The sequence below is a fragment of the Cellulomonas sp. ICMP 17802 genome, from assembly GCF_041295535.1.
Classification (GTDB): domain Bacteria; phylum Actinomycetota; class Actinomycetes; order Actinomycetales; family Cellulomonadaceae; genus Cellulomonas.
The window spans coordinates 1-25,649 of the sequence record NZ_JBGFQZ010000040.1 but is presented as its reverse complement, the minus strand read 5'-3'; the positions used below and the strand labels follow the sequence as shown (position 1 = coordinate 25,649).

The 25,649-nt window shown below is 73.9% G+C and carries 22 protein-coding genes; 4 read left to right on the top strand and 18 right to left on the bottom strand.

Going from position 1 to position 25,649, the window contains the following annotated elements; all coding sequences use genetic code 11:
• Positions 1-394: 394 nt before the first annotated feature.
• The 11 genes from tyrS to argC form a co-directional block, all read right to left on the bottom strand.
• Complete coding sequence (gene tyrS, locus AB5970_RS18020) at positions 395-1,657, bottom strand: tyrosine--tRNA ligase (RefSeq protein ID WP_370505326.1); 1,263 nt, start codon at positions 1,655-1,657, stop codon at positions 395-397.
• Positions 1,658-1,742: 85 nt separating this feature from the next.
• Complete coding sequence (locus tag AB5970_RS18015; RefSeq protein WP_370505325.1) at positions 1,743-2,447, bottom strand: DNA-3-methyladenine glycosylase; 705 nt, start codon at positions 2,445-2,447, stop codon at positions 1,743-1,745.
• Between the two features lie 56 nt (positions 2,448-2,503).
• Positions 2,504-3,088 carry a uridine kinase gene (locus AB5970_RS18010; RefSeq protein ID WP_370505324.1) on the bottom strand — a complete coding sequence of 195 codons (585 nt, stop codon included), beginning with the start codon at positions 3,086-3,088 and terminating at the stop codon, positions 2,504-2,506.
• On the bottom strand, positions 3,073-4,494 hold the full coding sequence (gene argH / locus AB5970_RS18005; RefSeq protein WP_370505323.1) for an argininosuccinate lyase: 1,422 nt from the start codon (positions 4,492-4,494) through the stop codon (positions 3,073-3,075). Before argH ends, AB5970_RS18010 begins: the two co-directional genes overlap by 16 nt.
• Positions 4,487-5,728, bottom strand: a complete 1,242-nt coding sequence (locus AB5970_RS18000) for an argininosuccinate synthase (RefSeq protein ID WP_370505322.1) — start codon at positions 5,726-5,728, stop codon at positions 4,487-4,489. Before AB5970_RS18000 ends, argH begins: the two co-directional genes overlap by 8 nt.
• A gap of 50 nt (positions 5,729-5,778) precedes the next feature.
• Entirely contained in the window at positions 5,779-6,309 is a 531-nt protein-coding gene (locus AB5970_RS17995; protein WP_370505321.1) for an arginine repressor, read from the bottom strand.
• Positions 6,306-7,238, bottom strand: coding sequence for an ornithine carbamoyltransferase (argF, locus tag AB5970_RS17990; RefSeq protein WP_370505320.1), 933 nt, complete (start codon positions 7,236-7,238; stop codon positions 6,306-6,308). Before argF ends, AB5970_RS17995 begins: the two co-directional genes overlap by 4 nt.
• The gene (locus tag AB5970_RS17985) at positions 7,235-8,530 is read right to left on the bottom strand and encodes an acetylornithine transaminase (protein WP_370505319.1); all 1,296 of its coding nucleotides are present in this window, start codon (positions 8,528-8,530) and stop codon (positions 7,235-7,237) included. Before AB5970_RS17985 ends, argF begins: the two co-directional genes overlap by 4 nt.
• Positions 8,527-9,504, bottom strand: coding sequence for an acetylglutamate kinase (argB, locus tag AB5970_RS17980; protein ID WP_370505318.1), 978 nt, complete (start codon positions 9,502-9,504; stop codon positions 8,527-8,529). Before argB ends, AB5970_RS17985 begins: the two co-directional genes overlap by 4 nt.
• Complete coding sequence (gene argJ / locus AB5970_RS17975; RefSeq protein WP_370505317.1) at positions 9,501-10,706, bottom strand: bifunctional glutamate N-acetyltransferase/amino-acid acetyltransferase ArgJ; 1,206 nt, start codon at positions 10,704-10,706, stop codon at positions 9,501-9,503. The genes argB and argJ overlap by 4 nt, the downstream gene beginning before the upstream one ends.
• Positions 10,703-11,767 (bottom strand): N-acetyl-gamma-glutamyl-phosphate reductase, encoded by a 1,065-nt coding sequence (argC, locus tag AB5970_RS17970; protein WP_370505316.1) that lies wholly within the window; start codon positions 11,765-11,767, stop codon positions 10,703-10,705. Before argC ends, argJ begins: the two co-directional genes overlap by 4 nt.
• A gap of 82 nt (positions 11,768-11,849) precedes the next feature.
• On the opposite strand from argC, the gene AB5970_RS17965 reads away from it, so the two are divergent.
• The 3 genes from AB5970_RS17965 to AB5970_RS17955 are packed head-to-tail and all read left to right on the top strand — an operon-like array spanning position 11,850 to position 14,067.
• Positions 11,850-12,833, top strand: a complete 984-nt coding sequence (locus AB5970_RS17965) for a quinone oxidoreductase family protein (protein WP_370505328.1) — start codon at positions 11,850-11,852, stop codon at positions 12,831-12,833.
• Complete coding sequence (locus AB5970_RS17960) at positions 12,830-13,573, top strand: DsbA family oxidoreductase (protein ID WP_370505315.1); 744 nt, start codon at positions 12,830-12,832, stop codon at positions 13,571-13,573. The genes AB5970_RS17965 and AB5970_RS17960 overlap by 4 nt, the downstream gene beginning before the upstream one ends.
• The gene (locus AB5970_RS17955; RefSeq protein ID WP_370505314.1) at positions 13,561-14,067 is read left to right on the top strand and encodes a GNAT family N-acetyltransferase; all 507 of its coding nucleotides are present in this window, start codon (positions 13,561-13,563) and stop codon (positions 14,065-14,067) included. The genes AB5970_RS17960 and AB5970_RS17955 overlap by 13 nt, the downstream gene beginning before the upstream one ends.
• Positions 14,068-14,118: 51 nt before the next feature.
• Here AB5970_RS17955 and AB5970_RS17950 read toward each other — a convergent pair whose 3' ends face one another.
• The 7 genes from AB5970_RS17950 to rpmI form a co-directional block, all read right to left on the bottom strand.
• Entirely contained in the window at positions 14,119-19,059 is a 4,941-nt protein-coding gene (locus AB5970_RS17950) for an ExeM/NucH family extracellular endonuclease (RefSeq protein ID WP_370505327.1), read from the bottom strand.
• Between the two features lie 200 nt (positions 19,060-19,259).
• Complete coding sequence (gene pheT / locus AB5970_RS17945; protein ID WP_370505313.1) at positions 19,260-21,821, bottom strand: phenylalanine--tRNA ligase subunit beta; 2,562 nt, start codon at positions 21,819-21,821, stop codon at positions 19,260-19,262.
• A complete protein-coding gene (gene pheS, locus AB5970_RS17940) occupies positions 21,821-22,864 on the bottom strand; it encodes a phenylalanine--tRNA ligase subunit alpha (RefSeq protein ID WP_370505312.1) in 1,044 nt (347 codons plus the stop codon). The genes pheT and pheS overlap by 1 nt, the downstream gene beginning before the upstream one ends.
• Positions 22,865-23,103: 239 nt before the next feature.
• A complete protein-coding gene (gene thpR / locus AB5970_RS17935) occupies positions 23,104-23,745 on the bottom strand; it encodes an RNA 2',3'-cyclic phosphodiesterase (RefSeq protein WP_370505311.1) in 642 nt (213 codons plus the stop codon).
• Complete coding sequence (locus AB5970_RS17930) at positions 23,742-24,560, bottom strand: TrmH family RNA methyltransferase (RefSeq protein ID WP_370505310.1); 819 nt, start codon at positions 24,558-24,560, stop codon at positions 23,742-23,744. The genes thpR and AB5970_RS17930 overlap by 4 nt, the downstream gene beginning before the upstream one ends.
• Positions 24,561-24,735: 175 nt before the next feature.
• Positions 24,736-25,119, bottom strand: coding sequence for a 50S ribosomal protein L20 (rplT, locus tag AB5970_RS17925; protein WP_146847295.1), 384 nt, complete (start codon positions 25,117-25,119; stop codon positions 24,736-24,738).
• A gap of 63 nt (positions 25,120-25,182) precedes the next feature.
• Positions 25,183-25,377 carry a 50S ribosomal protein L35 gene (gene rpmI, locus AB5970_RS17920; RefSeq protein ID WP_370505309.1) on the bottom strand — a complete coding sequence of 65 codons (195 nt, stop codon included), beginning with the start codon at positions 25,375-25,377 and terminating at the stop codon, positions 25,183-25,185.
• A gap of 87 nt (positions 25,378-25,464) precedes the next feature.
• On the opposite strand from rpmI, the gene AB5970_RS17915 reads away from it, so the two are divergent.
• Positions 25,465-25,649 (top strand): hypothetical protein (locus AB5970_RS17915; protein ID WP_370505308.1); only part of this gene is annotated, 185 nt, incomplete at its 3' end.

Genomic DNA, 25,649 nt, shown 5'->3' with positions numbered 1-25,649 from the left:
TCCTCGAGATCTTTCGATCTCATCCGAGAGGCTTTGTCGTTCTGAATCCTACCTGGCTTTTCGGCCGCTTCCCGCCACCCTGTCGGGCAGCTGGCTGCGGGCCTGGAGCCCGTCCCCGGACGGCTTCAGGGCGCACGAAGCGCCTGTCAACACGTGCGGGGGTGGCCACCCTAGGGACCAGCCACCGTGGTTCGATCCGCGGTGTCCGTTCCTCCCTCTCGGGCGACATCGAGAACATTACGCGCGTGTTGCGGCGACGTGCAAATCCCGTCGCGGTGACCCCGGTCACCAGACCGTCCCGGAGCAGTCGACGTGCAGGTCAGAGGCCTGATCGAGACGACGAACCCCCGCGGCCGGCGAGCGGCGCGGGGGTTCGTCGTCCGGAGTGTCCGGTTCAGGCGTGCGCGTCGACCACGGCGAGCGTGCGCTTGCCGCGACGCAGGACCGCCCATCGGCCGTGCAGGAGGTCGTCGGCGGTGAGCACGGCGTCCTCGGCGGCCACCCGGACGTTGTTGACGGAGGCACCGCCCTCGGCGATCGCTCGCCGGGCCGCTCCCTTGCTGGCGACGACACCGGTGGCCGCGAGCAGGTCCGCGATCGCGTCGCCGGCGGCACCGGGCGCGGAGGGCAGCTCGGCCACGGCGGCGGCGAGCGTCGCGGCGTCCAGGTCGGCCAGCGAGCCGCGGCCGAAGAGCGCCTGGCTCGCCGCGACGACCTGGTCGGCCGCCGCGGCGCCGTGCACCAGCGAGGTCACCTCGTAGGCCAGCGCCCGCTGGGCCTCGCGCGCCGCCGGCCGCGTGGCGACGGCGTCGGCGAGCTGGTCGATCTCGTCGCGCGTGCGGAAGCTGAAGACCTTCAGGTAGCGGACCACGTCGGCGTCGTCGGCGTTGAGCCAGAACTGGAAGAACGCGTAGGGGGTGGTGAGCTCGGGGTCGAGCCAGACGGTGCCGGTCTCGGTCTTGCCGAACTTGGTGCCGTCGGCCTTGGTGATCAGCGGCGTGGTGAGCGCGTGCACGGCGACGCCCTCCGCCTTGCGGATCAGCTCGACGCCCGAGAGCAGGTTGCCCCACTGGTCGCTGCCGCCGGTCTGCAGCGTGATCCCGTGCCGGCGGTACAGCTCGAGGTAGTCCATGCCCTGCAGGATCTGGTAGCTGAACTCGGTGAAGCTGATGCCCGCGTCGCTGTTCAGGCGTCGGGCCACCGTGTCCTTGGCCAGCATCGTGCCCAGGCGGTAGTGCTTGCCCACGTCCCGCAGGAAGTCGATGGCGGACAGCGGCGCGGTCCAGTCGAGGTTGTTCACCATGGTCGCGGCGCGCGGGCCGTCGAAGCGGAGCAGCGGCTCGATCTGCTTGCGGATCCGCTCCACCCAGCCCGACACGACGGACGGGTCGTTGAGCGTGCGCTCCCCCGCCATCTTCGGGTCGCCGATCAGCCCGGTCGCCCCGCCCACCAGGCCGAAGGGCGTGTGCCCGGCGTCCTGCAGCCGGCGCACGGTGAGGATCTGGACGAGGTTGCCGATGTGCAGGCTCGGGGCCGTGGGGTCGAACCCGCAGTAGAGCGAGACGGGACCGGCCGACAGGGCGTCGCGCAGGGCGTCGAGGTCGGTGGTCTGGGCGATGAGCCCGCGCCACTCGAGCTCGTCGAGGATGTGGTTCACAAGGTCTCCAGGCAGTAGGCCGGCAAGAGCACGGCGGGCAGGACGGTCGGTGGTGCCGAGGGCGGCTGGCCGGCGTCGTCGTCCCTCACGGGACGTCTGTCGACGCCGGCGCGCGATACGCCGGGCGGTACGCCGAGACCGTGCGCTCGTCGGTCAGCCAGTAGCGCCAGGGGAACCTGGTGCCCTCGCCGCCCGCACCCGAGACGCCCACCCGTGGACCGCTCTTGTGCGTCGGCTGCGCGACGACCTGGTGGCGGTGCAGCACGATGTCGCCGCCGGCCTCCGTGAGGTCGGCGCCGTTGGCGCGCAGGTCGAGGCCGAGGGCCACCGCGAGGCGCGCAGGTCCGCGCGCGAGCTGGCGCTCCGAGTCGACGACGCCGACGGCCTCCCGTCGCCGCCACGCGAGGTCCATGCCCTCGACGATCTCGCCGGCGCGCAGGAGCACCGCGGCGGGCCGGCCGGTGGGCTCGGCGACCACGTTGAGGCAGTGGTGCAGCCCGAGGTGCCGGTAGACGTACAGGCGGCCCGGCTCGGCGAACATCACGGCGTTGCGGGAGGTCCGGCCGCGGTACGCGTGGGAGCCGGGGTCGTCGGCACCGCCGTACGCCTCGACCTCGGTGATCCGCAGCGTCACGTCGCCCTCGGGCGACCGGGTGGTCAGGTACGCGCCCAGCAGGTCGCGGGCCACGGCGTGCACCTCGCGGCTGAACCAGACGCGCGCCGGGACCGCCACGAGCGCGCGCGGGTCCGCGGCGTCCGGGGTCACCAGCGGTTCCGACGACGTGCTCACGCGCTCATCTTGCCGCACGACCCCGGCGCCACGCGGCTCGGTCCACGCGGGCACGCTCAGTGCTCGGCCGGCACGAGCGCCCCGTAGGCGCCGAGGCGGAGGTCGGCGCGCTCGCGCGTCCGCTCGCGGGCGAAGTGCGCAGACTCCTCGTCCATCCACGTGAGCCAGTGCTCGCGGGCGTCCGCCCCGTCGCGCGCCAGGCCCCGCTCGAGCCGCAGGTCCGCCGGCGCCTCGACCCAGACCCGCAGCACGGCGACGGCGTCGGCGGCACGGCGCGCGGAGCCGCAGCCCTCGAGCACCAGGACGTCGGGCACGGGCACGTCGACCCACTCGGCGAACGCGCCGGTGGGCCAGTCGTAGCGCTGGTAGCGGCCGGGCCGGCCGCGGCGCAGGGGCTCGAGGACCTGCGCGGCCAGCCGCGGCCACAGCGAGCCCTCGAGGCCCGACCAGCCCTCGTAGAGGTCGTCGAGGTGCAGCACGGTGCTGGTCGGACCGGCCACGGCGGCGATCGCGGCCGCGGCCGTGGACTTGCCCGAGCCCGCGGGTCCGTCGACGCACACGAGCCGGACGGGCCCGAGCCGCGGCGGGCGCGCGCGCACGGTCGCGACGACCTGCTCGGCCGGCGTCACGCCGTCGTCCACGCCCGCAGGCTCTCCGCCCGGGCGCGAGCGTCGGCCAGCTGGGTGGCCACCGCGGACGGCGCCGTGCCGCCGACGGCCGAGCGCGACGCCAACGACCCCTCGACCGTGAGCACGTCGCGGACCCCCGGGGTCAGGTGCGGCGAGATCGCGGCTAGCTCGTCGTCGGTCAGGTCCCACAGCTCGATCGCCGGCTCGTGCTCCTCGCACGCCCGCACGCACGCGCCCGCGACCTCGTGCGCGACGCGGAACGGCACGCCCTGCCGCACGAGCCACTCGGCGATGTCCGTCGCGAGCGAGAAGCCCTGGGGCGCGAGCGCCGCCATGCGGTCGGTGTCGAACGTGAGGGTCGCGACCATGCCGGCGAACGCGGGCAGCAGGAGGGTGAGCTGGTCGACCTGGTCGAACACCGGCTCCTTGTCCTCCTGCAGGTCGCGGTTGTACGCGAGCGGCAGGCCCTTGAGCGTCGCCAGCAGGCCCGTGAGGTCCCCGATGAGGCGTCCGGCCTTCCCGCGCGCGAGCTCGGCGACGTCCGGGTTCTTCTTCTGCGGCATGATGCTCGACCCCGTCGAGTACGCGTCGTGCAGGCGCACGAACCCGAACTCCTTGGTGGACCAGAGCACGACCTCCTCGGCGAGCCGGGAGACGTCGACCGCGAGCATGGCCGCCACGAAAGCGAACTCGGCGACGACGTCGCGCGACGCGGTGCCGTCGATCGAGTTCTCGACCGGGCCGTCGAAGCCCAGCTCGGCCGCGACCGCGGCGGGGTCGAGGCCCAGCGACGAGCCCGCCAGCGCACCGGAGCCGTACGGCGAGAGCGCCGCCCGGGAGTCCCACGAGATCCAGCGGTCGACGTCGCGCATGAGGGGCCACGCGTGCGCGAGCAGGTGGTGCGCGAGCAGCACCGGCTGGGCGTGCTGCAGGTGCGTGCGCCCCGGCATCGGCGCGTCGCCCGCGGCGGCGGCCTGCGCGACGAGCGCGTCGACCACGTCGAGGACCAGGCCGGCGAGCGTGCGCGCCTCGCGGCGCAGGTACATCCGCACGAGCGTCGCGATCTGGTCGTTGCGCGACCGGCCGGCGCGGAGCTTGCCGCCGACCTCCGCCCCGGCCCGCTCGATCAGGCCGCGCTCGAGGGCCGTGTGCACGTCCTCGTCGTCGGGCGCCGGACCGAAGGCCCCGCTCGCGACGTCGGCCCGCAACCGCTCGAGGGCGGCGACCATCGCGGCGACCTCGTCGTCGGTGAGCAGGCCGGCGGTGTGCAGGACGTGCGCGTGCGCGACCGACCCGGTGATGTCGACGTCGGCGAGCCGCCAGTCGAAGTGCGTCGACCGCGACAGGTCCGCCAGGGCGGCGGCCGGCCCGGAGGCGAACCGGCCGCCCCAGAGGGCGAGCGGGGCGTCCTCAGGCACTCGTGATCCCGCCCTGGGTGCCCAGGTCCACGCCGTTGCCGAACCGCACGTCGCGCGCAGCGGCGAGCTTGGAGGACAGGCCGTAGATCTCGATGAAGCCCTTGGCTGCCGACTGGTCGAACGAGTCGCCCGTGTCGTACGTGGCGAGGTTGAAGTCGTACAGGCTGGCGTCCGAGCGGCGACCCGTGACGGTCGCGCGGCCGCCGTGCAGGACGATCCGCACGTCGCCGGACACGTACCGCTGGGTGTCGTCGACGAAGACGTCGAGCGACTTCTTCAGCGGCGAGAACCACTGGCCGTCGTAGACCAGCTCGGTCCAGCGCTGCTCGACGCCCCGCTTGAACCGGGCCTGCTCGCGCTCGACGGTGACGTTCTCGAGCTCCTGGTGCGCGGCGATCAGGGCGATCGCGCCCGGCGCCTCGTAGACCTCGCGGGACTTGATGCCGACCAGGCGGTCCTCGACGATGTCGATCCGGCCGATGCCCTGGGCGCCCGCGCGGCGGTTCATCTCCTGGATGGCCTGCAGCGGCGTCACCGGGACGCCGTCGAGCGCGACCGGGACGCCGGCCTCGAACGTGATGACGACCTCGTCGGCCACCGGCGGGAACGTCGGGTCGTCGGTGTACGTGTAGACGTCCTTGGTCGGGCCGTTCCAGATGTCCTCGAGGAAGCCGGTCTCGACCGCGCGGCCCCAGACGTTCTGGTCGATGGAGAACGGGTTGTGCTTCGTGGTCTCGATCGGCAGCGCGTTGCGCGTCGCGAACTCGATCGCCTTGTCGCGGGTCAACGCGAGGTCCCGGACGGGCGCGAGGCACGTGAGGTCGGGCGCGAGCGACGTGATGCCCACCTCGAAGCGGACCTGGTCGTTGCCCTTGCCGGTGCAGCCGTGCGCGACCGTGGTCGCCTCGAACTGGCGCGCGGCCCGCACGAGGTGCTTGACGATGACCGGGCGGGACAGCGCCGAGACCAGCGGGTACCGGTCGAGGTACAGCGCGTTGGCCTTGAGGGCGGGCATGCAGTATTCGGTGGCGAACTCGTCGCGGGCGTCGGCCACGTATGCCTCGACCGCACCGCAGTCGAGCGCGCGCTGCCGGATGACGTCGAGGTCCTCGCCGCCCTGGCCCACGTCGACCGCCACGGCGATCACCTCGGCACCGGTGGCCTCGGCGATCCAGCCGATGCCCACGGAGGTGTCCAGGCCGCCGGAGTAGGCGAGGACGACGCGCTCAGTCATGTTCTTCTCTCTTCGATGTGTGCGTGCTGCAGGACGAGGGCTGCTGGGGGTCAGTCTGTCGGACGGGTGCGCGAGGGCGCGTCGGTGGCCAGGGCGAGGAACCGCGCGGCCAGCGCCGCGCCCGTCTCGCCCTCGCGGGCGATGACCAGGACGGTGTCGTCGCCCGCGATGGTGCCCAGGACGGCGGGCAGGATCGAGTGGTCGATGGCGGAGGCGAGGAACTGGGCCGCCCCGGGCGGGGTGCGCAGGACGACCAGGTTGCCCGACGCCTCCGCGGTGACGAGGAGCTCGGTGCAGAGCCGGGCCAGCCGCGCCGCGAGCATCTCCTCGTCCGGACCGGCCGACGGGGTCTGCAGGCCGCCCTCGGCGGGCACCGCGTACGCCAGGGCACCGGACGGGGTGCGGATCTTCACCGCGCGCAGCTCGACGAGGTCGCGCGACAGCGTCGCCTGCGTGACCGTGACGCCCTCGGCAGTGAGCAGCTCGGCCAGCTGCTGCTGCGAGTGCACCGAGCCGCGCGTGAGCAGGGAGGCGACCAGCGCGTGGCGCGCCGCCTTGGTGTGCGGGACGGTGACGCTCATGCCCCCTCCACCAGGTAGGACAGGAGGGCCTTCTGGGCGTGCAGGCGGTTCTCGGCCTCGTCCCAGACGACCGACTGGGGACCGTCGAGCACCTCGGCGGTGATCTCCTTGCCGCGGTAGGCGGGCAGGCAGTGCAGGACGAGGGCGTCGGGCTTGGCCAGGGCCATCGCGGCCGCGTCGACGCGGAACGGGACGAACGGCGTCTCCCGGTCGGCGGCCTCGGACTCCTGCCCCATCGACACCCAGGTGTCCGTGGCGACGACGTCCGCGCCGGTCACGGCCTCGGCGAGCGTGTGCACGACGGAGACCGAGCCGCCCGTGCTCTCGGCGATCGCGGCGGCGTCCGCGAGGATCGTCGCGTCCGGCAGGTAGCCCTCGGGCGTGCCGATCCGCACGTGCAGGCCCGCCGTGGCGCCGCCGAGCAGGTAGGAGTGGGACATGTTGTTCGCGCCGTCGCCGACGTAGGCCAGCGTGCGCCCCGCCAGCCCCGCGACTCCCCCGCGGTGCTGGGCGATCGTCGCGAGGTCCGCGAGGATCTGGCACGGGTGGAAGCTGTCGGTCAGCGCGTTCACCACCGGCACGCCCGAGTGCTCGGCCATCTGCTCGAGCCGGTGCTGGGAGAACGTGCGCCACACGATCGCCGCGACCTGCCGGCCGAGCACGCGCGCGGTGTCCTCGATCGACTCGCGGTCGCCGATCTTGGCCAGCTTGCCGTCGACGCTCAGCGGGAAGCCGCCGAGCTCCGCGATCCCGGCCGTGAACGAGACCTGGGTGCGCAGGGTGGGCTTGTCGAAGATGACGGCCACCGCGCGCGGGCCGGTGAGCGGCGTCCGGATGAACCGGTCGTCGCGGAACGCGAGCGCGAGCTCGAGGACGGCGCGCTGGTCGCGGGGGCTCAGGTCGTCGTCACGGAGGAAGTGCCGGGTCATGACAGGTCCTGCGGGACGGCGGCGAGGAAGTCGACGAACGTGCCCGCCTGGTCCTCGGTGAGCAGGAACGGCGGCGCGAGCCGGATCGTGGACGGCGTGCACGGGTTGACGATGAAGCCGGCCTCGAGCGCCCGGGCCGCCACCTGCGCGGCGACGGGCGCGGTGAGCTCGATCCCGATCAGGAACCCCTCGCCCCGGACCTCGCCGACCAGCGGGTGACCCAGCCCGGCGATCCGCTCGCGCAGCGTGGCGCCCAGCGCACGGACGTGCGCGAGCAGGCCGTCGCGCTCGATCACCGCGATCGTCGCCAGGCCCGCCGCCGACGCGACCGGGTTGCCGCCGAACGTGGTGCCGTGCTGGCCGCGGCCGAGGAGCGTGGCCGTGCTCTCGCCGTAGGCGAGGAGAGCGCCGACCGGGAACCCTCCCCCGAGGCCCTTCGCCACGGTGACCGCGTCGGGCACGATCCCGCCGCCGAGGTGCGGGTGCTGATGCGCGAACCAGGCGCCGGTGCGGCCCATGCCGGTCTGCACCTCGTCGAGGACCAGCAGCGCGCCGTGCCGGGCCGTCAGCTCGCGGGCGAGCGCGAGGTAGCCGGGCGGCAGCGGGCGGACGCCCGCCTCGCCCTGGATCGGCTCGACGAAGAACGCCGCGACCCGGTCGCCACCCTCGGCGAACGCCGCCTCGAGCGCCGCGGTGTCGCCGAACGGCACGAACTCGACCCCGCCGGGCAGGGGCTCGAACGGCTCGCGGTACGCGGCCTTGTGCGTGAGGGCGAGCGCGCCCATCGACCGGCCGTGGAACGAGCCCTCGAGCGCGAGGATCCGCGGGCGGTCGGCGCCGCCGTTGCGGCGGGCGAGCTTGAACGCGGCCTCGTTGGCCTCGGTGCCCGAGTTGGTCAGGAAGACCCGCGAGCCGGCCGGCGCACCGGCGAGGTCGAGCAGCCGCTCGGCGAACGCGATCTGGGTGGGGCTGCCGAAGAAGTTGGAGACGTGGCCCAGCGTGCCCAGCTGCGCGCTGATCGCCGCCGTGAGGGTGGGGTGCGCGTGGCCGAGCGAGTTGACCGCGATGCCCCCGAGCAGGTCGAGGTAGCGCGCGCCGTCGGCGTCCCAGACGTAGACGCCCTCGCCCCGGACCAGCACGCGCTGCGGCGCACCGAACGTGTCCATCACCGCGTGGGTGTACCGGTCGGTCCACTGCGCCACCGAGCCGTCCGTGGCGGGCACCGGGAGCGACGCGTCCGGGCTCTCCGGCGACCGGTGCCGGGCCCGCGCGGTGATGTTCTCGACGGTCATGCGGACACCTCGTTCTCGGCGTGCGGGACGACCGGCACGGGGGCGGTGAACGGCGCGTCGGCCGGTTCTTCGTCGGGCAGGACCATGGTGCCGATGCCGTCGGAGGTGAAGACCTCGACCAGGATCGAGTGCGGTGCACGGCCGTCGATCACGTGCGCGCGGCCGACCCCGCCCTCGACGGCCCGCCAGCAGGCCTCCATCTTCGGGCGCATCCCGGCGTCGAGCCCGGGCAGGATCTCGGCGAGCGCGCTGGCGCTCAGGCGGCGCACGAGGGAGCCCTTGTCCGGCCAGCGCGTGTAGAGACCCTCGACGTCGGTGAGCACGATGAGCTTGCGCGCGCCGAGCGCCACCGCGAGGGCGGCGGCCGCGGTGTCCGCGTTGACGTTGAGCACCTGGGTGGGGTCGTCGATGTCCGGCGCGACGGTGGACACCACGGGGATGCGGCCGGCGTCGAGCAGGTCGAGCACCGCGCCCGGGTTGACCTTGACCACGTCGCCCACCAGCCCGATGTCCACGCTCTGGCCGTCGACGAACGCGCTGCGCCGGCGCGCCTGGAACAGCCCGCCGTCCTCGCCCGACAGGCCGACGGCGTGCGGTCCGTGCGCGTTGAGCAGCCCGACGAGCTCGCGCGAGACCTGCCCGGTGAGCACCATCCGGACCACGTCCATGGCCTCGGGCGTGGTCACGCGCAGCCCGCCGCGGAACTCCGACTCGATGCCGAGCCGGTCGAGCATCGCGTTGATCTGCGGCCCCCCGCCGTGCACGACGACGGGCTTGAGCCCGACCTGGCGCAGGAACACCATGTCCTGCGCGAACGCCCGCTTGAGGTCCTCGTCGACCATCGCGTTGCCGCCGTACTTGACGACGACGAGCGCGCCCGCGAACTTCTGCAGCCAGGGCAGGGCCTCGATGAGGACCTCGGCCTTCTGGTCGGCGCGCAGGTCCGTGCGGGTGTTGAACGTGAAGTCGCTCATGTGGAGTACGCGCTGTTCTCGTGGACGTAGTCGTGCGTGAGGTCGTTGGTCCAGACCGTGACCAGCTCGGACCCGGCGTGCAGGTCGATGAGCACGCGGACCTCGCGGCTCGCGGCCAGGTCGACCTCGGAGCGGGGTCGGAACGCGCCGCCCGCCTTGCACACCTGGACGCCGTTGATGGTGACGTCGAGCTGGTCGGGGTCGAACGCGGCGACGCTCTCCGGCACGGTGCCGACCTGCGCGAGGACGCGCCCCCAGTTCGGGTCGTTGCCGAACATCGCGGCCTTGAACAGGTTGGAGCGGGTGACGGCGCGGGCGACCGCGAGCGCGGCGTCCTGTGTCTCGGCGCCCATGACCGTCACGGCGATGTCGTGCGTCGCCCCCTCAGCGTCGGCGACGAGGGCCCGCGCGAGCTCGCCGCAGACCTGCGTGAGCGCGGCGGTGAAGCCGGCCGGATCGGGGACCGAGCCGCTGGCGCCGGAGATCAGCAGCGTCACGGTGTCGGACGTCGACATGCAGCCGTCGGAGTCGACGCGGTCGAACGTCTCGGACGTCGCGGTGCGCAGCGCCGCCGCAGCGGTCTCGGCGTCGACCACGGCGTCCGTGGTGATGACGCAGAGCATCGTGGCCAGGCCTGGGGCGAGCATGCCGGCGCCCTTGGCCATGCCGCCGACGGTCCACTGCCCACGGTCGCCGTCGATGTGCAGGTGGGCGGTCTTGGGGACCGAGTCCGTGGTCATGATGGCGACCGCGGCGTCGGGACCCCCGTCTGGCGAGAGCGCCTCCACCGCCAGGTCGACGCCCGCGAGGAGCGTGTCGATGGGCAGCCGCTCGCCGATGAGGCCGGTCGAGCAGACGACCACGTCACCGGCCGAGACCTCCAGGGCCGCGCCGACCTTCTCGGCCGTGGCGTGCGTGTCCTGGAAGCCTTCGGGGCCGGTGCACACGTTGGCCCCGCCGGAGTTGAGGACGACCGCGCTCACGACGCCGTCGGACACCGCCTGGCGCGACCAGACCACCGGGGCGCCGACCACGCGGTTCGTGGTGAAAACCGCCGCGGCCGCCTGCGACGGTCCGTCGTTGACGACGAGCGCGAGGTCAGGGCGTCCCGACGCCTTCAGGCCGGCGGTGACGCCCGACGCGCGGAAGCCCGCCGCGGCGGTCACGCCGGGTGAGGGCAGGGCGAACGTCTCGGTGCTCACGGTGCGACTCCGTCCAGAGGAAGGCCGAGCGTCTCGGGCAGCCCGAGCGCGAGGTTGAGCGACTGCAGGGCGCCGCCGGCGGTGCCCTTGACCAGGTTGTCGATCGCGGTGACGGTCACCACGCGACCGGCGCGCTCGTCCACCGCGACCTGCACCAGCGCGGTGTTGGCACCCAGCGTCGCAGCCGTCGTCGGCCACTGCCCCTCGGGAAGCAGGTGCACGAACGGCTCGTCGGCATAGGTCTGCTCCCACGCGGCTCGCACCGAGGCCGGGTCGACGCCCTCGACCAGGCGGGCCGTCGCCGTCGCCAGGATCCCGCGGGCCATGGGGACCAGCGTCGGCGTGAACGAGATGGTCACGTCGGCCGCGCCGGCGGACCGCAGGTTCTGCGCGATCTCCGGGATGTGCCGGTGCGTGCCGCCCACCGCGTACGGCTGCGCCGAGCCGAGCGCCTCGCCGGCCAGCAGGTGCGTCTTGAGCGACTTGCCGGCGCCGGAGTAGCCGTTGGCGAGGACCGCGACGAGGTCGGTGGGCTTGACGAGCCCGGCGGCCACGCCCGGCTGCAGCCCGAGCGACACGGCGGTGACGTTGCAGCCGGGCACGGCGATCCGGCGGGCACCCGCGAGCACCGCCCGCTGGCCGGCGGCGGTCCGCTCCCCCGGGTGCAGCAGCTCGGGCAGCCCGTACGGCCAGGTCCCGGCGTGCGGGCTGCCGTAGAACTCCTGCCAGTCGGCCGCGTCGACGAGCCGGTGGTCCGCGCCGAGGTCGACCACGACGGCCGTGTCCCCGCGGGCGGCGAGCTCGGCGGCGATCGCGCCGCTGGCGCCGTGCGGCAGCGCGAGCACGACCACGTCGTGGCCGGCGAGCGCGTCGACGCCGGTGGGCTCGAGCACGCGGTCCGCGAGCGAGCGCAGGTGCGGCTGGTGGGCACCGAGCAGGCTGCCGGCGTTCGAGTGCGCGGTGAGCGTCCCGATCCGGGCCTCGGGATGCGCGAGGAGCACGCGGAGCATCTCGCCGCCGGCGTACCCGCTGGCACCCGCGACCGCGACCGTGAACGTCATGTGCATGAACATACACGCGCATGCACGAAGATACGAACGACTATCCGGGAAGATGCCGCGGCGCGCCCGCGTTGCCGCCATCGTGCGCGCGATCCAGGCCACCGCCCCGGGCGGTCCCGACGTCCTCCGGCTGGTCGACCTCCCCGACCCCGAGCCGGCCGCCGACGAGGTCCTCGTCCGCGTCGCCGCCGCCGGCGTCAACTTCATCGACACCTACCGCCGCTCCGGTGCCTACACGATCCCGTTCCCGCACGTCGTGGGCTCGGAGGGTGCGGGCGAGGTCGTCGCGGTCGGGGCCGAGGTGAGCGAGATCGCCGTCGGCGACCGCGTCGCTTGGTCGACCGCGCCCGGCTCGTACGCCGAGCTGGTCATCGTGCGTGAGTCGCAGGCCCTCCTCGTGCCCGAGGGCGTCTCGGACGACGTCGCCGCCGCGCTCCCGCTCCAGGGCATGACGGCCCACTACCTGGTGACCTCCACGTTCCCGCTCGGACCGGACCACGACGTGCTCGTGCACGCGGCGGCGGGCGGCGTCGGCCTCCTGCTCACGCAGCTCGCGTCCCAGCGCGGCGCCCGCGTGATCGCGACCGTGGGCAGCGCCGAGAAGGAGCGCCTCGCGCGCGAGGCCGGCGCGGCCGAGGTCATCCGGTACCGCGAGCTCGAGGACCTCACGCACGACCTGCCGGCCGAGGTGCGCGCCCTCACGGACGGCCGCGGGGTGCACGCCGTCTACGACTCGGTCGGCAAGGACACGTTCGACGCCTCGCTGGCCTCGCTGCGCCGCCGGGGCACCCTCGTCCTGTTCGGCGCCTCGTCCGGCGCCGTCCCGCCGTTCGACCCGCAGCGGCTCAACGCCGCGGGCTCCGTCTTCCTCACCCGACCGAAGCTCGACGACCACACCGCCGACCGCGACGAGCTGACCTGGCGCGCGCGCGAGCTGTTCGACGCGGTCCGCGCCGGTGACCTCGACGTGCGGGTCGGCGCCACGTTCCCGCTGGCCGACGCGGCCGACGCCCACCGCGCGCTCGAGTCGCGCTCCACCACCGGAAAGGTCCTGCTGATCCCGTGACGACAACCCTGTCGCCCGTCCGCACGCTGAACGTCGAGATCTGGTCGGACATCGCCTGTCCCTGGTGCTACATCGGCAAGCGCCGGTTCGCCACCGCCCTGGCGGACTTCCCGCACCGCGACCACGTCGAGGTCACGTGGCGCTCGTACGAGCTGTCGCCGCACACCCCCGTGGGACCCGGCCGCCCGGAGATGGACGCGCTCGCGGAGCTGAAGGGGATCCCCCGCGACCGCGTGCGGCAGATGTTCACGCAGGTCACCGCCGTGGCAGCCGGCGAGGGACTCGCCTACGACTTCGACCGGGCACTCGCCGTCAACACGTTCGCGGCGCACCGGTTGGTGCACCTCGCACGCTCCACGGGCGGCGCCGAGCTGGCCGAGCGGACGCTCGAGGCGCTGTTCTCCGCGCACTTCGAGCACGGCGCCGACCTGGGCGACGACGAGACGCTCGTGCGCCTCGTGAGCGACGCCGGCCTCGACGCGGACGAGGTGCGTGCCTCCCTGGCCGGCGACCTCGGCGCCGACGCCGTGCGCGCCGACGAGGACGAGGCCCGGGCGCTCGGGGTGACCGGCGTGCCGTTCTTCGTCGTCGACCGCCGCATCGCCGTCTCCGGCGCGCAGCCCGCCGACGTGTTCACCCAGCTGCTCGAGGCGGGCTGGCGCGACGCCAACCCGCTGCAGACCCTGGCGACGGCGGACCCTGACGCGGCCGCGTGCGTCGACGACTCGTGCGCGATCTGACGGTCCGGCCGCTCACGGCGGACGACCTGCCGTCGCTCGCGGCCCTCAACGACGCCGCCGTGCCCGCCGTGAACGCGCTCGGGCTCGACGGGCTCACCGCCCACGTGCCGGTGTGCGACCTCGCCCTCGTGGCCGAGCGCGACGGCGAGCCCGCCGGGTTCGTCCTGGCGCTCGCGCCCGGGGCCGGCTACGCGAGCGAGAACTACCGCTGGTTCTCGGAGCACGTGCCGGGCTCGCTGTATGTCGACCGCATCGTCGTGGCCCCCGGCGCCCACGGGCTCGGCATCGGCAGGCTGCTGTACGCGGCCGTCGACGCCCGCGCGCGCGAGCTCGGGCTCGGCGTGGTGACCTGCGAGGTCAACCTCCGGCCGCCCAACCCGCAGTCGCTGGCGTTCCACGAGCGCCTCGGGTTCCACCGCCTCGGCGAGCAGGCGACCAAGGGCGGCTCGGTCGTCGTCGCGCTGCTGTCCCGCGAGGTCCCGGCCGCGGTCTGAGCACGGCCGAGGCCCGCACCCCCTGGGGGCCGCGGGCCTCGGTGCGTGCGGTCAGCGGGTACTGACCGGTGCGCTCGTGCTCGGCGAGACGTTCGCCGGGTCGGACGGGACGAACGTCGCCGTGTACGTGTGGCGACCGGACGGCACCGTGCCGATGGCCACGCCGAGCACCACGTCGAGCCGCTTGACCAGCGTGGTGCCCTCACGGATCTCGATCGTGCCCGAGGGCAGCTTCCCGTTGTTCGTCGAGACCGTGGCGACGGCGAACGACGGGATGAACAGGATGCCGCGGGTCACGGTCAGCCCGGTCGTCGTCGTCACCTTCGTCACCTCGACCGTCACGGGCGCGGACTGCGACCCGGTGACGGTCGCGTCACCCGCGTACCTCGCGACGACGGCGTACGTCCCCGCCGGGGTCGACGAGGCGAGCCGCAGCGTCGCCTTGCCCCCGACCAGCGCGGCGGTGCCGAGCACCGTCGTGCCGGAGACGAAGTCCACCGACCCCGACACGGGCACGGAGGCCGTGACCGTCGCGGTGAGCGTGACCCTGCTGCTGGACCCGAACACCTGGCTCGACGGCGACGCCGTGAGCGTGGTGGTCGACGACGGCACGGCCGCCGCGACCGTGAGCGGGAGGGTCACGGTCGTGCCGCTCGGGCTCGCCACCAGGGTGAGCGTGTGCGCACCCGCCGTGGTTCCGGACGGGATCGTCACCGACACGCTCGCGCTGCCCCCCGAGACCGGCGCGGTGCCGATCGAGGTGCCGTCGAGCCGCACGTCCAGGCTGGTGTTCAGCGGCGAGCCGAGGCTCGTCAGGTCCAGCTTGGTCACCGGGAACGCCAGGGCGTCGCCGGCCGTGACGGACGTCGGGACCGTGGGCACGCCCACCGCCTGGCGGGCGAAGTCCGGGGCGAGCCCCGGGTGCGCCTGCAGGTAGGCGATCCAGCCGTCGCGGTCGATGAGGCCCGAGTCGCGCGCGTTGGTCCCCTGCGTGAACACCCGGAAGTTGTCGCCCCCGGTGGTCAGGAACGAGAACGTGCCGATCCGGTAGCTCGCGGCCGGGTCGATCGGCGACCCGTTCACCGTGATGGACGTGATGTGCGACCCCGCCGGCGCGGCGGCGTCGTACGTGTACGTCACGTTGTCGGACAGCCCGAGCTGCAGGTACGGCCGCGTCGGGATGGTGCCGTCCGCGTTGGTCTGCCACTGCTGCTCGAGCATCACCTTGAACTGCGCGCCCGTGAGCGACGTGGTCCAGAGGTTGTTGACGAACGGCAGCACGCCGTTGGCCTCGGCCGTCGTGATGACGCCGTCCGGGGCGTACAGCAGCTCGGCCCGCAGGCCACCGGGGTTCACGACGCCGATCTGCGCGCCGCCGAGGTTGGCCGGCGCGAGCGTGTCCCGCAGCGCGTTCGCGACGAGGTCGCCGAGGCTCGACTCGCTCGCCCGGTCGTCACGCGCGGTCGCCGGGGCGGTGTAGCCGTCCGGGCCGTACGTGCCGCCCGTGAAGGCCGTCGTGATGTCCTTCGTGACCGACCCGACGGGGACCGACCCGACGGTGTTCGCGTAGGCGAGCGCGGCGCTGACGATCGTGTTCACCTGGGCGACCCGCGGGTACTTCGCGACGAGCGCCGCGGCGAACGCCGCCTCGTTCTGCGCCGGCGTGTTCCCGGCGACGACCGGGGCGACCAGGCGGGGCACGTTCTTCTGCGTGTGCGCGACGATCTCACCGGTGCTGGGGTCGAACGTCAGCCCGACCTCACCGATGTACTCGCCGTAGCTGCCGGTCTGCAGGACCGGGCGCGTCGCACCCGGCTTCCCGGGGACCGGACTGGCCCACGCGTACTGCTGGTGCGTGTGGCCGGTGAAGATCGCGTCCACGGAGGCCGCGGTCTCGTCGACGATCTTGGCGAAGGCGCCGCCCTGGGCGACCTCGTCCTCGAGCGTGCCGTTGGGCAGGCCCTCGCTGGCGCCCTCGTGGTAGCTGGCCACGAGCACGTCGGCCTCTCCGTTGGACTCGTCGCCGTCGCTCAGCTGCGCGGCCACGCGGTTGACCGCGTCCACCGGGTCGCCGATGTCGATCTGCGTGATGCCTCCCGGGCTGACCAGCGACGGCGTCTCCCCCGTCACGGCCCCGATCACGCCGACGGCGACGCCGCCCATGTCGATGATCGAGTACTCCGGCAGCGCCGGCGTCGTGGTGCCCTTGAGGTACACGTTGGCCCCGAGGTAGTCCCACTTCGCGTTCGTCTTGTTGGCGATGACGCGGTCGGTGAGGTCCTGGAAGCCCTTGTCGAACTCGTGGTTGCCCACCGCGGACGCGTTGAGCTCGAGCGCGTTGAGCACGTCGATCGTCGGCTGGTCCTGCTGCACCGCCGAGGCGAACAGCGAGGCGCTGATGTTGTCGCCGGCCGAGACGAACGCGACCGGGTTGCCCGCCGCGATCGCTGCCGCCTTCTCCTGCTCGACCGTGCCCGCGAACTTCACCGTGTTGGTGTCGATGCGCCCGTGGAAGTCGTTGATGTCGAGCAGGGTGAGGTTGACGGGCTTGGCGGAGACACCCTTGGCCAGGCCGACGACGACCGGGTCGTGGTCGGACGACCGGTACTCGTCCGGCGCGTAGAAGAGCGTGCCGTGGTAGTTGTACCGGTCGTACTCGAGCGCGATGGACTCCTCGGCGTTGATCTCCCAGATGTCCGCGCCGGTGGCCCGCTTGAGCGCCGCGGCGTTGAGCAGCACGTGGTCGAGCGAGCCCGACAGGCCGGAGAACGAGTAGGAGTACTGGTCGTCGGCCAGCGCGGTCCCGGCGTCCGTGTACCCGGCGTCGTAGAGCGTCTGCAGCGGGTCCTCGTGCGTGTAGGAGTTGAAGTCGCCGACCAGCGCGACCGCCTTCGCGGCGCCCTGCACCGTCGGGATCCAGTCGCGCAGCGCCGTCGCCTGGCGCACGCGGGACTCGTTGGACGCGCCCTGCCCGTCGCCGGTGTCGGCGTCGCCCGGCCACGGACCCGCCGAGCCCTTGGACTTGAAGTGGTTGACGGCGACGAAGAAGGGCTTGCCGCCCGCGACCGGCGTGAACACCTGGCCGATGGGCTCGCGCGCGTTGCCGAACGCCTGGTCGTCGCCGCTCAGCGTGCCGAGCGCGCGCGAGGGGCCGGTGCGCTGGACGGCCGCGGGCTTGTAGATGAGCGCGTTGGTGATGACGTCCATCTCGGCGGCCGGCGGCAGCTCGGTGGACGACGGGACGTACGCCCAGACGTCGGAGCCGGCGGCGGCGTTGAGGGCCGTGACCAGGGTGCCGAGCGCCTCGTCCGGCACGCCGTCGACCGTGGCCGAGTTCTCGATCTCGAGGAGGCCGACGACGTCCGCGTCGAGCGCGTTGATCGCGGACACGATCTTGTCCTGCTGGCGCTGCAGGTCGGCCGGGTCCCACGCGCCGCGCGGGGCGCAGCCGGAGCTGACCGTGACGGGGTCGCCCGTGCGGTCGTTGAACGACGTGCAGCCCGCGGTCGTGGCGCCGAGCGTCGTGAAGTAGTTGAGCACGTTGAACGAGGCGATCTTCAGGTCGCCGCCGACCGCGGCCGGGGCCGTCGTGCGGTCGTTCTCGAACGTGACGGCGGCCGGACCGGGCTTCGTCGGGTTGAGCTTCCACACGTTGTTGCGGAAGTCGACGACGACGGGGGCGGTCACGGTGGCCGCGGCACCGACGCGGACCGGGTTGGCCATGCTCACGTACGGCGGCGTGAGGCCCGAGTTGGCCGCGGACAGGAAGTTGGTGGACGACCCGTCGTCGAGCACGACGCCGCGCGCGGCGTTGTCGGCGGCGGCCGCGGTCGCCTCGGCGGACCCGGGACGCCCGACCTCGGTCGGCTGCAGCAGCGGCAGCGCGCCGGAGGCGAGCCCGACCTCCCCGAACTGGTTCGTGGTGAACGTGTTGGTGATCGTGAACGGCTCGGTCGGCTGGAACAGCATCGACTCGAGCGCCTCGCGGACGGCGTCCGTGGTGGGCCACGTGCCCGAGACCGGCGTGACCGCGGCAGCCGCGGGGAGCGCGACCAGGTCGGCGGCGGCGACGGTGATCTCGGTCAGCCCGTTGAACTCGGACACCAGGCCCGTCACCTGCACGTGGTCGCCGATCGCGACCGAGCCGGCCGTGGCGGACGAGAAGACGAAGAGCGCGTCGGACGCACCCGGCGTGGCGTCCGTGGCGCCGCCGGAGCCGGGCGTCTGGATGACGTAGCCGTTCAGCCCGCCCGTCGGGTAGGCCGCCGTGACGACGCCGTCGGTGGTGACCGGCTGGCCGGCGAACGGTGACGTGGCGCCCGTGCCCTGGACCTGCGCGATCGTGGCGGCCGTCGGCGTGGCCGGCGGCGTGCCGCCCACGACGCCCGGCGTCGGGTTCGCCGCGGTGAAGTCGGTCGCGTTGTTCGGGGTGTTGGTCAGCGTGGCGTCACGCGTCACCGACTGGGTGTTGGAGGCGCCGAGCGCGGGGCCGCTGCCGGCGTAGCCGGTGGCCGTGCTGCCGTAGCCGACGAAGTCGACCACCTGGTCCAGCACCGGGCAGGCGAGCCCGGCGCAGGTCAGCGCGGCGGTGGAGCTGACCAGCGCGACCTTGCCCGCGGTACCGCTCAGGGCGAGCGTGCCGGTCACGGCGCCGGTCACGGGGGTGGTCCCGCCGGCACCGGCCGCCTCGACCACGACGTAGGCCGCGCCGGGTGCGATCGTGCCGGTCAGCGGCGTGGTGGCCCAGGACGCCCCGGTCGCCGACGCGTACTGGACCGACCAGCCGGTCAGGTCCACCGGGGCGCTCGTCGCGTTCACCAGCTCGACGAAGTCGTTGGTGTAGGTGGCGCCGCTGTTGCCGCCGCCCCCGTACACCTCGTTGATCAGCACGCGGGGTGTGGCCCCCACGGCGGCGTCCGCGGCCCCTGCCCCGACCACCGCCCCTGCCACCACGAGAGCGAGGGCGGCGACGCCCCCGCTGATCGACTTCATCGCACGGCGCACGTCGGGCTCTCCTTCGTCGGGGAACGTCAGCGGCCGCTCGTGGCGGCCGGGGACCACCTTCCGGGATCGCCCGATTTGCCGCAACTACTCACAGGTAACTATTGGGTGAACTCGTCCCATGACCGCGCGAGACCCGGCGATGACAGAGCCCCCGCGACCGTCCGGTCGCGGGGGCTCTGTCGACGGGGTCACGCGCGGAGGGTCGCCCCGAACCTGCGGTGCGCCTCCGCGACGACCGCCTCGCGGACCGCCGCCGCCTCCTGCGCGGTGAGCGTGCGGTCGTCCGCGCGCAGCCGCAGCGAGAACGCGAGCGACTTGCGCCCGTCACCCGCCTGCGAACCGACGTACACGTCGAACAGACGGACGTCCTCGACGACGTCGCCTGCCGGGCTCGACACCGCGCCGACGCGCACGGCGTCGAGCAGGTCGGCCGCGGGCACGTCGTCCCCGACGACGAGGGCGATGTCCTCCTTGAGGACCGGGAACGTCGACACGGGCTGCGCCTGGACGGGGTCCGGCGACGCGGCCGCGAGCAGCGCGTCCAGGTCGAGCTCGAACGCCGCGGCCCGCGCCGGCAGCCCCAGGGCGGCGACGACGTTCGGGTGCAGCTCGCCTGCGTGGCCGACGAGCGTGCCGTCGGCCGTGGTCAGGCGCGCGCAGCGGCCGGGGTGCCACGGCGCGTGGTCCGCGTCGGCCGTGGCGACCAGCTCGACGCCGACCACCTCGGCCACCAGCCGCGCGGACGCGATCGCGTCGGTGTGGTCCACGCGCCGACCCGGCCCCCACCAGCCGGCAGGCTCCCGCAGGCCCGCGAGCACGCCCGCGACCCGGCGCGGCTGCGGCGGGACGGCCGCCTCGATCGCCGCGAGGTCGTCGTCGGACGGGCGCACGCCGCCGGGCAGCCGCGGGGCCGCCGGCGCACCCTCGACGGGCCGCGTCACCAGGCCGAGCTCGAAGACCGCCACGTCGCTCGCGCCGCGGGCGACGTTGCGTCGAGCCGTGTCCAGCAGCGTGACCAGCAGGTTGGTGCGCATGAACGGCTGCTGGTCCGACAGCGGGTTGACCAGGCGGACCGCCCGCCGCCGGTCGTCGTCGGCGGCCAGACCCAGAGCGTCGAGCTGCTCGGTGCCGACGAACGGGTAGCTGAGCACCTCGACCAGGCCGGACTCGGCCAGGGCGCGCGCGACCGACCGCCGCGTCCGCTGCTCGGCCGTGAGCCCGGCGCCGGGCGGCGCGGGCGGCACGATCGACGGGATCTCGTCGTACCCGCGCAGCCGCGCGACCTCCTCCACCAGGTCCACGCCGACCACGAGGTCGGGGCGCCACGACGGCGCCTGCACGCGCACGACCCCCGGGCCGGCGTCGCTCACCGAGCACCCGATGGAGACCAGCGTCTCGCGCACCTGGTCGGCCGTGTACGGCACGCCGACCAGCCGGGCGGGCAGGTCGAGGTCGAGCTCGAAGGACGGCACCTCGACGCGCCGGTCGACGTCGGTGAGGTGCGGGTCGGCCACCCCGCCGCCGTGCTCGACAAGCAGCGCGACCGCCCGCGCGACGGCGACCGGGGGCAGTGCGGGGTCGGCGCCGCGCTCGAACCGCTTGGCCGCCTCGCTGGGCAGCTTGTGACGGCGGGCGCTGCGCGCGACCGTGATCGGGTCGAAGTGGGCGGCCTCGACCAGCAGGTCGGTCGTCGTCGCGCTCACCTCGCTGTCGCCGCCGCCCATGACGGCCGCGAGCCCGATCGGGCGCGCGCCGCGGACCCCGTCCGGGCTGTCCGTGATGAGCAGGTCCTCGGGGTCGAGCACGCGCTCGACGTCGTCGAGCGTGCGGATCTTCTCCCCCGCGTTCGCCCGGCGCACGACGATCGGCTCGGCGAGGTGCGCCAGGTCGTAGGCGTGCAGGGGCTGGCCGAGGTCGAGCATGACGTAGTTGGTCACGTCGACCGCGAGCCCGAGGGGCCGCATGCCGGCCTGCTGCAGGCGACGCTGCATCCACGCCGGCGACGGGTCGTTCGCCCGCACGCCCCGGACGATCTGCGCGACGAACCGGTCCGCGCCGGGGACGCCGTCGATCGGGGCCGCGTCGTCGATCTCGACCGCGAAGCCACCGCCGACGGGAGGCAGGTCGCCCGACGGCAGGCCGTGGTCGGTGAACGCGGCACCGGTCGACAGGCCGTACTCGCGGGCGACCCCGCGCATCGAGAAGCAGTACCCGCGGTCGGGCGTCACGTTGATCTCGAGCACCTCGTCGCCGAGGCCCAGCAGCTCGCGGGCGTCCGTGCCGATCTCGGGGTCCAGGCCGAGGGTCGCCAGCACGATGATCCCCGCGTGGTCCTCGCCCAGGCCGAGCTCGCGCGCCGAGCAGATCATGCCGTCGGACACGTGCCCGTAGGTCTTGCGCGACGCGATCGGGAACGGCCCGGGCAGCACGGCACCGGGCAGGGCGACGACCACCTTGTCGCCCACCACGAAGTTGTGGGCGCCGCACACGATGCCGCGGGGGTCGCCACCGGCCTCGTTGTGCGCAGGACCGACGTCCACGCGGCACCAGTTGATGGTCTTGCCGTTCTTCTGCGGCTCCGGCGTGACCTCCACGACGCGGCCGACCACCAGCGGGCCGGACACGGCGGCGGGGTGGATGGCCTCCTCCTCGAGCCCGACGCGGACCAGGTCCGCCGCCAGCTGCTCGGCGGTCAGGCCGGCGGGGAGCTCGACGTGCTCGGCGAGCCACGTCAGGGGGATGCGCGGCATCAGATCTCCGTCCCGAACTGCGTGGAGAAGCGGACGTCGCCCTCCACCATGTCGTGCATGTCGGCGATGCCGTGGCGCAGCATCAGGGTGCGCTCGATGCCCATGCCGAACGCGAAGCCCGAGTAGACCTCGGGGTCGACGCCGCAGGCGCGCAGCACGTTCGGGTTGACCATGCCGCAGCCGCCCCACTCGATCCAGCCGGCCCCGCCCTTCTTCTGCGGGAACCAGAGGTCCATCTCCGCGCTGGGCTCGGTGAACGGGAAGAACGACGGCCGCAGGCGCGTGCGTGCCTCGGGCCCGAAGATCGCCTGCGCGAAGTGGTCCAGCGTCCCCTTGAGGTGCGCCATGGTCAGCCCCTTGTCCACCGCCAGGCCCTCGACCTGGTGGAACACGGGCGTGTGCGTGGCGTCGAGCTCGTCGGTGCGGAAGACCTTGCCCGGGCACGCGATGTACACGGGCAGGTCGCGCTCGAGCAGCGTGCGGGCCTGCACCGGCGAGGTGTGCGTCCGGAGCACCAGACCAGGACTGTCGACGAAGAACGTGTCCTGCATCTGCCGCGCCGGGTGGTCCACGCCGAAGTTCAGCGCGTCGAAGTTGAACCACTCGGCCTCGAGCTCGGGGCCTTCGGCGATCTCCCAGCCCATCGACACGAAGATGTCGGCGATGCGCTCGGACAGCGTCTCCAGCGGGTGCCGGGCGCCCCGCGGGCGGCGGTCGGTGGGCAGCGTGACGTCGACGGACTCCTCGTCGAGCACCCGCAGGTCGCGCTCGGCCTCGAGCTGCGCCTGGCGCTCGGCGAGCGCGGCGGCGACCCGGCCCTTGGCCTGGCCGAGCAGCTTGCCGGCGACGGCCTTGTCGGCGGGCGCGAGCCCGCCGATGGCGCGGTTGGCCAGCGCGATCGGGCTGCGCTCCCCCACATGCTCGAGGCGGGCGGTCTTCAGGGCGTCGAGGTCGGTCGCGGCCGCGAGGGCCTTGAGCGCCTCCTCGACGGCGGACCCGACGCCGGCGGCGTCGAGCGGGGACAGGGCGGTGTCGTCGGACATCCTGACCTTCCAGTGCAGGTTCTGGGCAGCCGGCGCGGGCACGGCTGTGGCCTCTGGGCGCGCGGGCGCCCGGCCAGCGGACAAGTCTAGGGGCGCCCGATCCGGGTCTGCGCGGCCTGTCCAGCGGCGGACGGCCTGCTCAGGTGCGCGTCAGCGCGGCCCGGGAACGGGCCCGGGAAATCGGCGACCACCGGCCGCCTGCGCACGCGCTGTCATGCGGACATCCTGCCACGGCACGGCTACCGGCCGAGCGCGAAGGTCTCGACCGTCTCGTACAGCGGGCCACCGCCGCGGCCGGCCCCCGGTTGCGACGAGACCAGCAGCAGCTCGTCGACCTGCCACCGCGGACCGTCGTACACCGCGAGAGCGCGCACCAGCCCGGCGGCCACGTCCTCGTCGTCGGGACCCTGGCCGTCGGGCCGCTGGCCCGGGCGGTCCGCGCGCGACGACCGACGGCGGGGCGGGCCGCTGCCGGGCCGCACCCGCCCGACCGTCAGGTGCGGACGGTCGCGAGGACGGTTGTCCGTGGCGCCCCCGGCGGACTCCCCCGCGTCGACGCAGCCGTGCGTGAGCGACCGCTGCCGGGCGAGGTCCCCGGCGACGCCGACCCAGAGGGTGCGGTGCGAGAAGACGCCGGCGCCGTGCAGCGCGAGCTCGTACGGCTCGATGCCCGCGGCCACCTCCGCCAGGTCGGCGGTCAGCCCCGGGACCGACCCGTCCGGCAGGTCGCCGTAGAACGCGACCGTGAGGTGCCACGTCTCGCGGGCCGACCAGCGCACCGCCGAGGACAGGCCGGCCGGCGCTCCCCGCACCGACGCCAGCGCCAGGTCCAGGTGGTCGAGCACCGGCTCGGGGGGCCACACCGCGGCGAACAGCCTCATCGCTGCGCCCGCGCGCTGGCGTACAGGCACACGGTGGCCGCGGTCGCCAGGTTGAGCGACTCGGCCCGGCCGCGGATCGGCACGCGCACCGCGGCGTCGGCCAGCGCGCGGTCCTCGTCGCGCAGGCCCCAGGCCTCGTTGCCGAACACCCACGCCGTGGGCCTGCTCAGGTCGGGGACCCCGTCCTCCGCGGAACCGGCGACGTCGAGCAGGTCGTCCAGGTCGAAGGTGCCGGCGCCGTCCGCCGCCAGCACGAGCAGTCCCGCCGCCCGCAGGACGTCGACCGTCGTCGCCAGGCCCGCGCCCGTGACCACCGGCAGGTGGAACAGGGATCCCGCCGTCGACCGGACGACCTTGGGGTTGTGCACGTCGACGCTCTCGCCGGCGAGCACGACCGCGTCGGCCCCGGCGGCGTCCGCGGCGCGGATCACCGTGCCCGCGTTCCCCGGGTCGCGCACGTTCGCCAGCACCGCGACCAGGCGGGGGCTGCCGAGGTCGGCCAGCGCGTGCGACGTGAGCGACGCGACCGCCACGAGGTGCTGCGCGTCGGGGCTCATGGCGTCGAGCACCTCGGCCGTGCCGATCGACACCCGGATGCCGCGGTCCCTCGCGCCGTCGATGATCTCCGGGTAGCGCCGGGCCGACTCGTCCGTGGCGTAGACGTCGTGCACGTCGGCGGCCAGCACGGCCTCGCGCACCGCCTGCGGCCCCTCGACGACGAACCGCCCGGCCCGTTGCCGCACCGACCGGTTGCTCAACGACCGGACCGCCTTGACGCGCTCGGCCCGCGGGTTGGTCAGGGTGGGGGTGCTCACCGGGACATCATCGCGTGCGCGGCGAGGAGGCCCCACCCGCCCGTCGGCGCGCGAGGGTCACGTGGGCACGACGAAGCCCCCGTGAGCCAGTGGCTCCGGGGGCTCCGGGTGCACCGAACCGCCGCCCGACCCCGCGGCGGCGGGTTCGGGCGGTCGGGTCAGCAGCTGACGAGGGTCACGCAGCCTTCGGCGCGTTGACGTCCTCGGGCAGGGCGGCCTTCGCGGCCTGGACGAGCGTCGCGAACGTCGCGGCGTCGTTCACGGCGAGGTCGGCCAGCACGCGGCGGTCCACCTCGATGCCGGCGAGCTTGAGGCCCTGGATCAGGCGGTTGTAGGTCAGACCCTGCTCGCGGGACGCGGCGTTGATGCGCTGGATCCACAGCTTGCGGAAGTCCTGCTTGCGCACCTTGCGGTCGCGGTACGCGTAGACGAGGGAGTGGGTGACCTGCTCCTTCGCCTTCCGGTACAGGCGCGAACGCTGGCCGCGGTAACCCGCAGCGCGCTCGAGGGTCGTACGGCGCTTCTTCTGGGCGTTGACCGCCCGCTTCACGCGTGCCACGTGATGCTCCTTGCTTGTCTCAGGCTCGGGTCCAGCGACCGGGGCGCAGCAGCGCCCCCGGGGTCACTTACCGAGCAGCTTCTTGATCTTGGGGGCGTCTGCGGCGGAGACGACGACGTCGCCGGCGATGCGGCGCGTGCGACGGCTCGACTTGTGCTCGAGCAGGTGGCGACCGCCGGCCTGCTCGCGCATGACCTTGCCGGTCCCGGTGACCCGGAAGCGCTTCTTGGCACCGGAGTGCGTCTTGTTCTTCGGCATGGCTGCCGTGTCTCCTTGTCGTTCACATCGCACGGGTTCGTACGACTCGTCTGGTGCGGTCCGACCGGTGGGCCGGGCCGTCCGTTCGTGCTGGTTCAGCTGGCCTCTTCCGAGGCCGTCGTGCTGGTCTGTGCCTTCGCCGGACCGGGCCGCGGCGCAGGCCGCGGGGTCCCGCTCGGCTTCGGCGTGGCGGGCTTCGCCGCAGCGGGGGTCGCTGCGGCGGGGGCCGCCGGGGTGGTGGCAGCGGCCGGCCGGGGGGCCGAGGCTGCGGG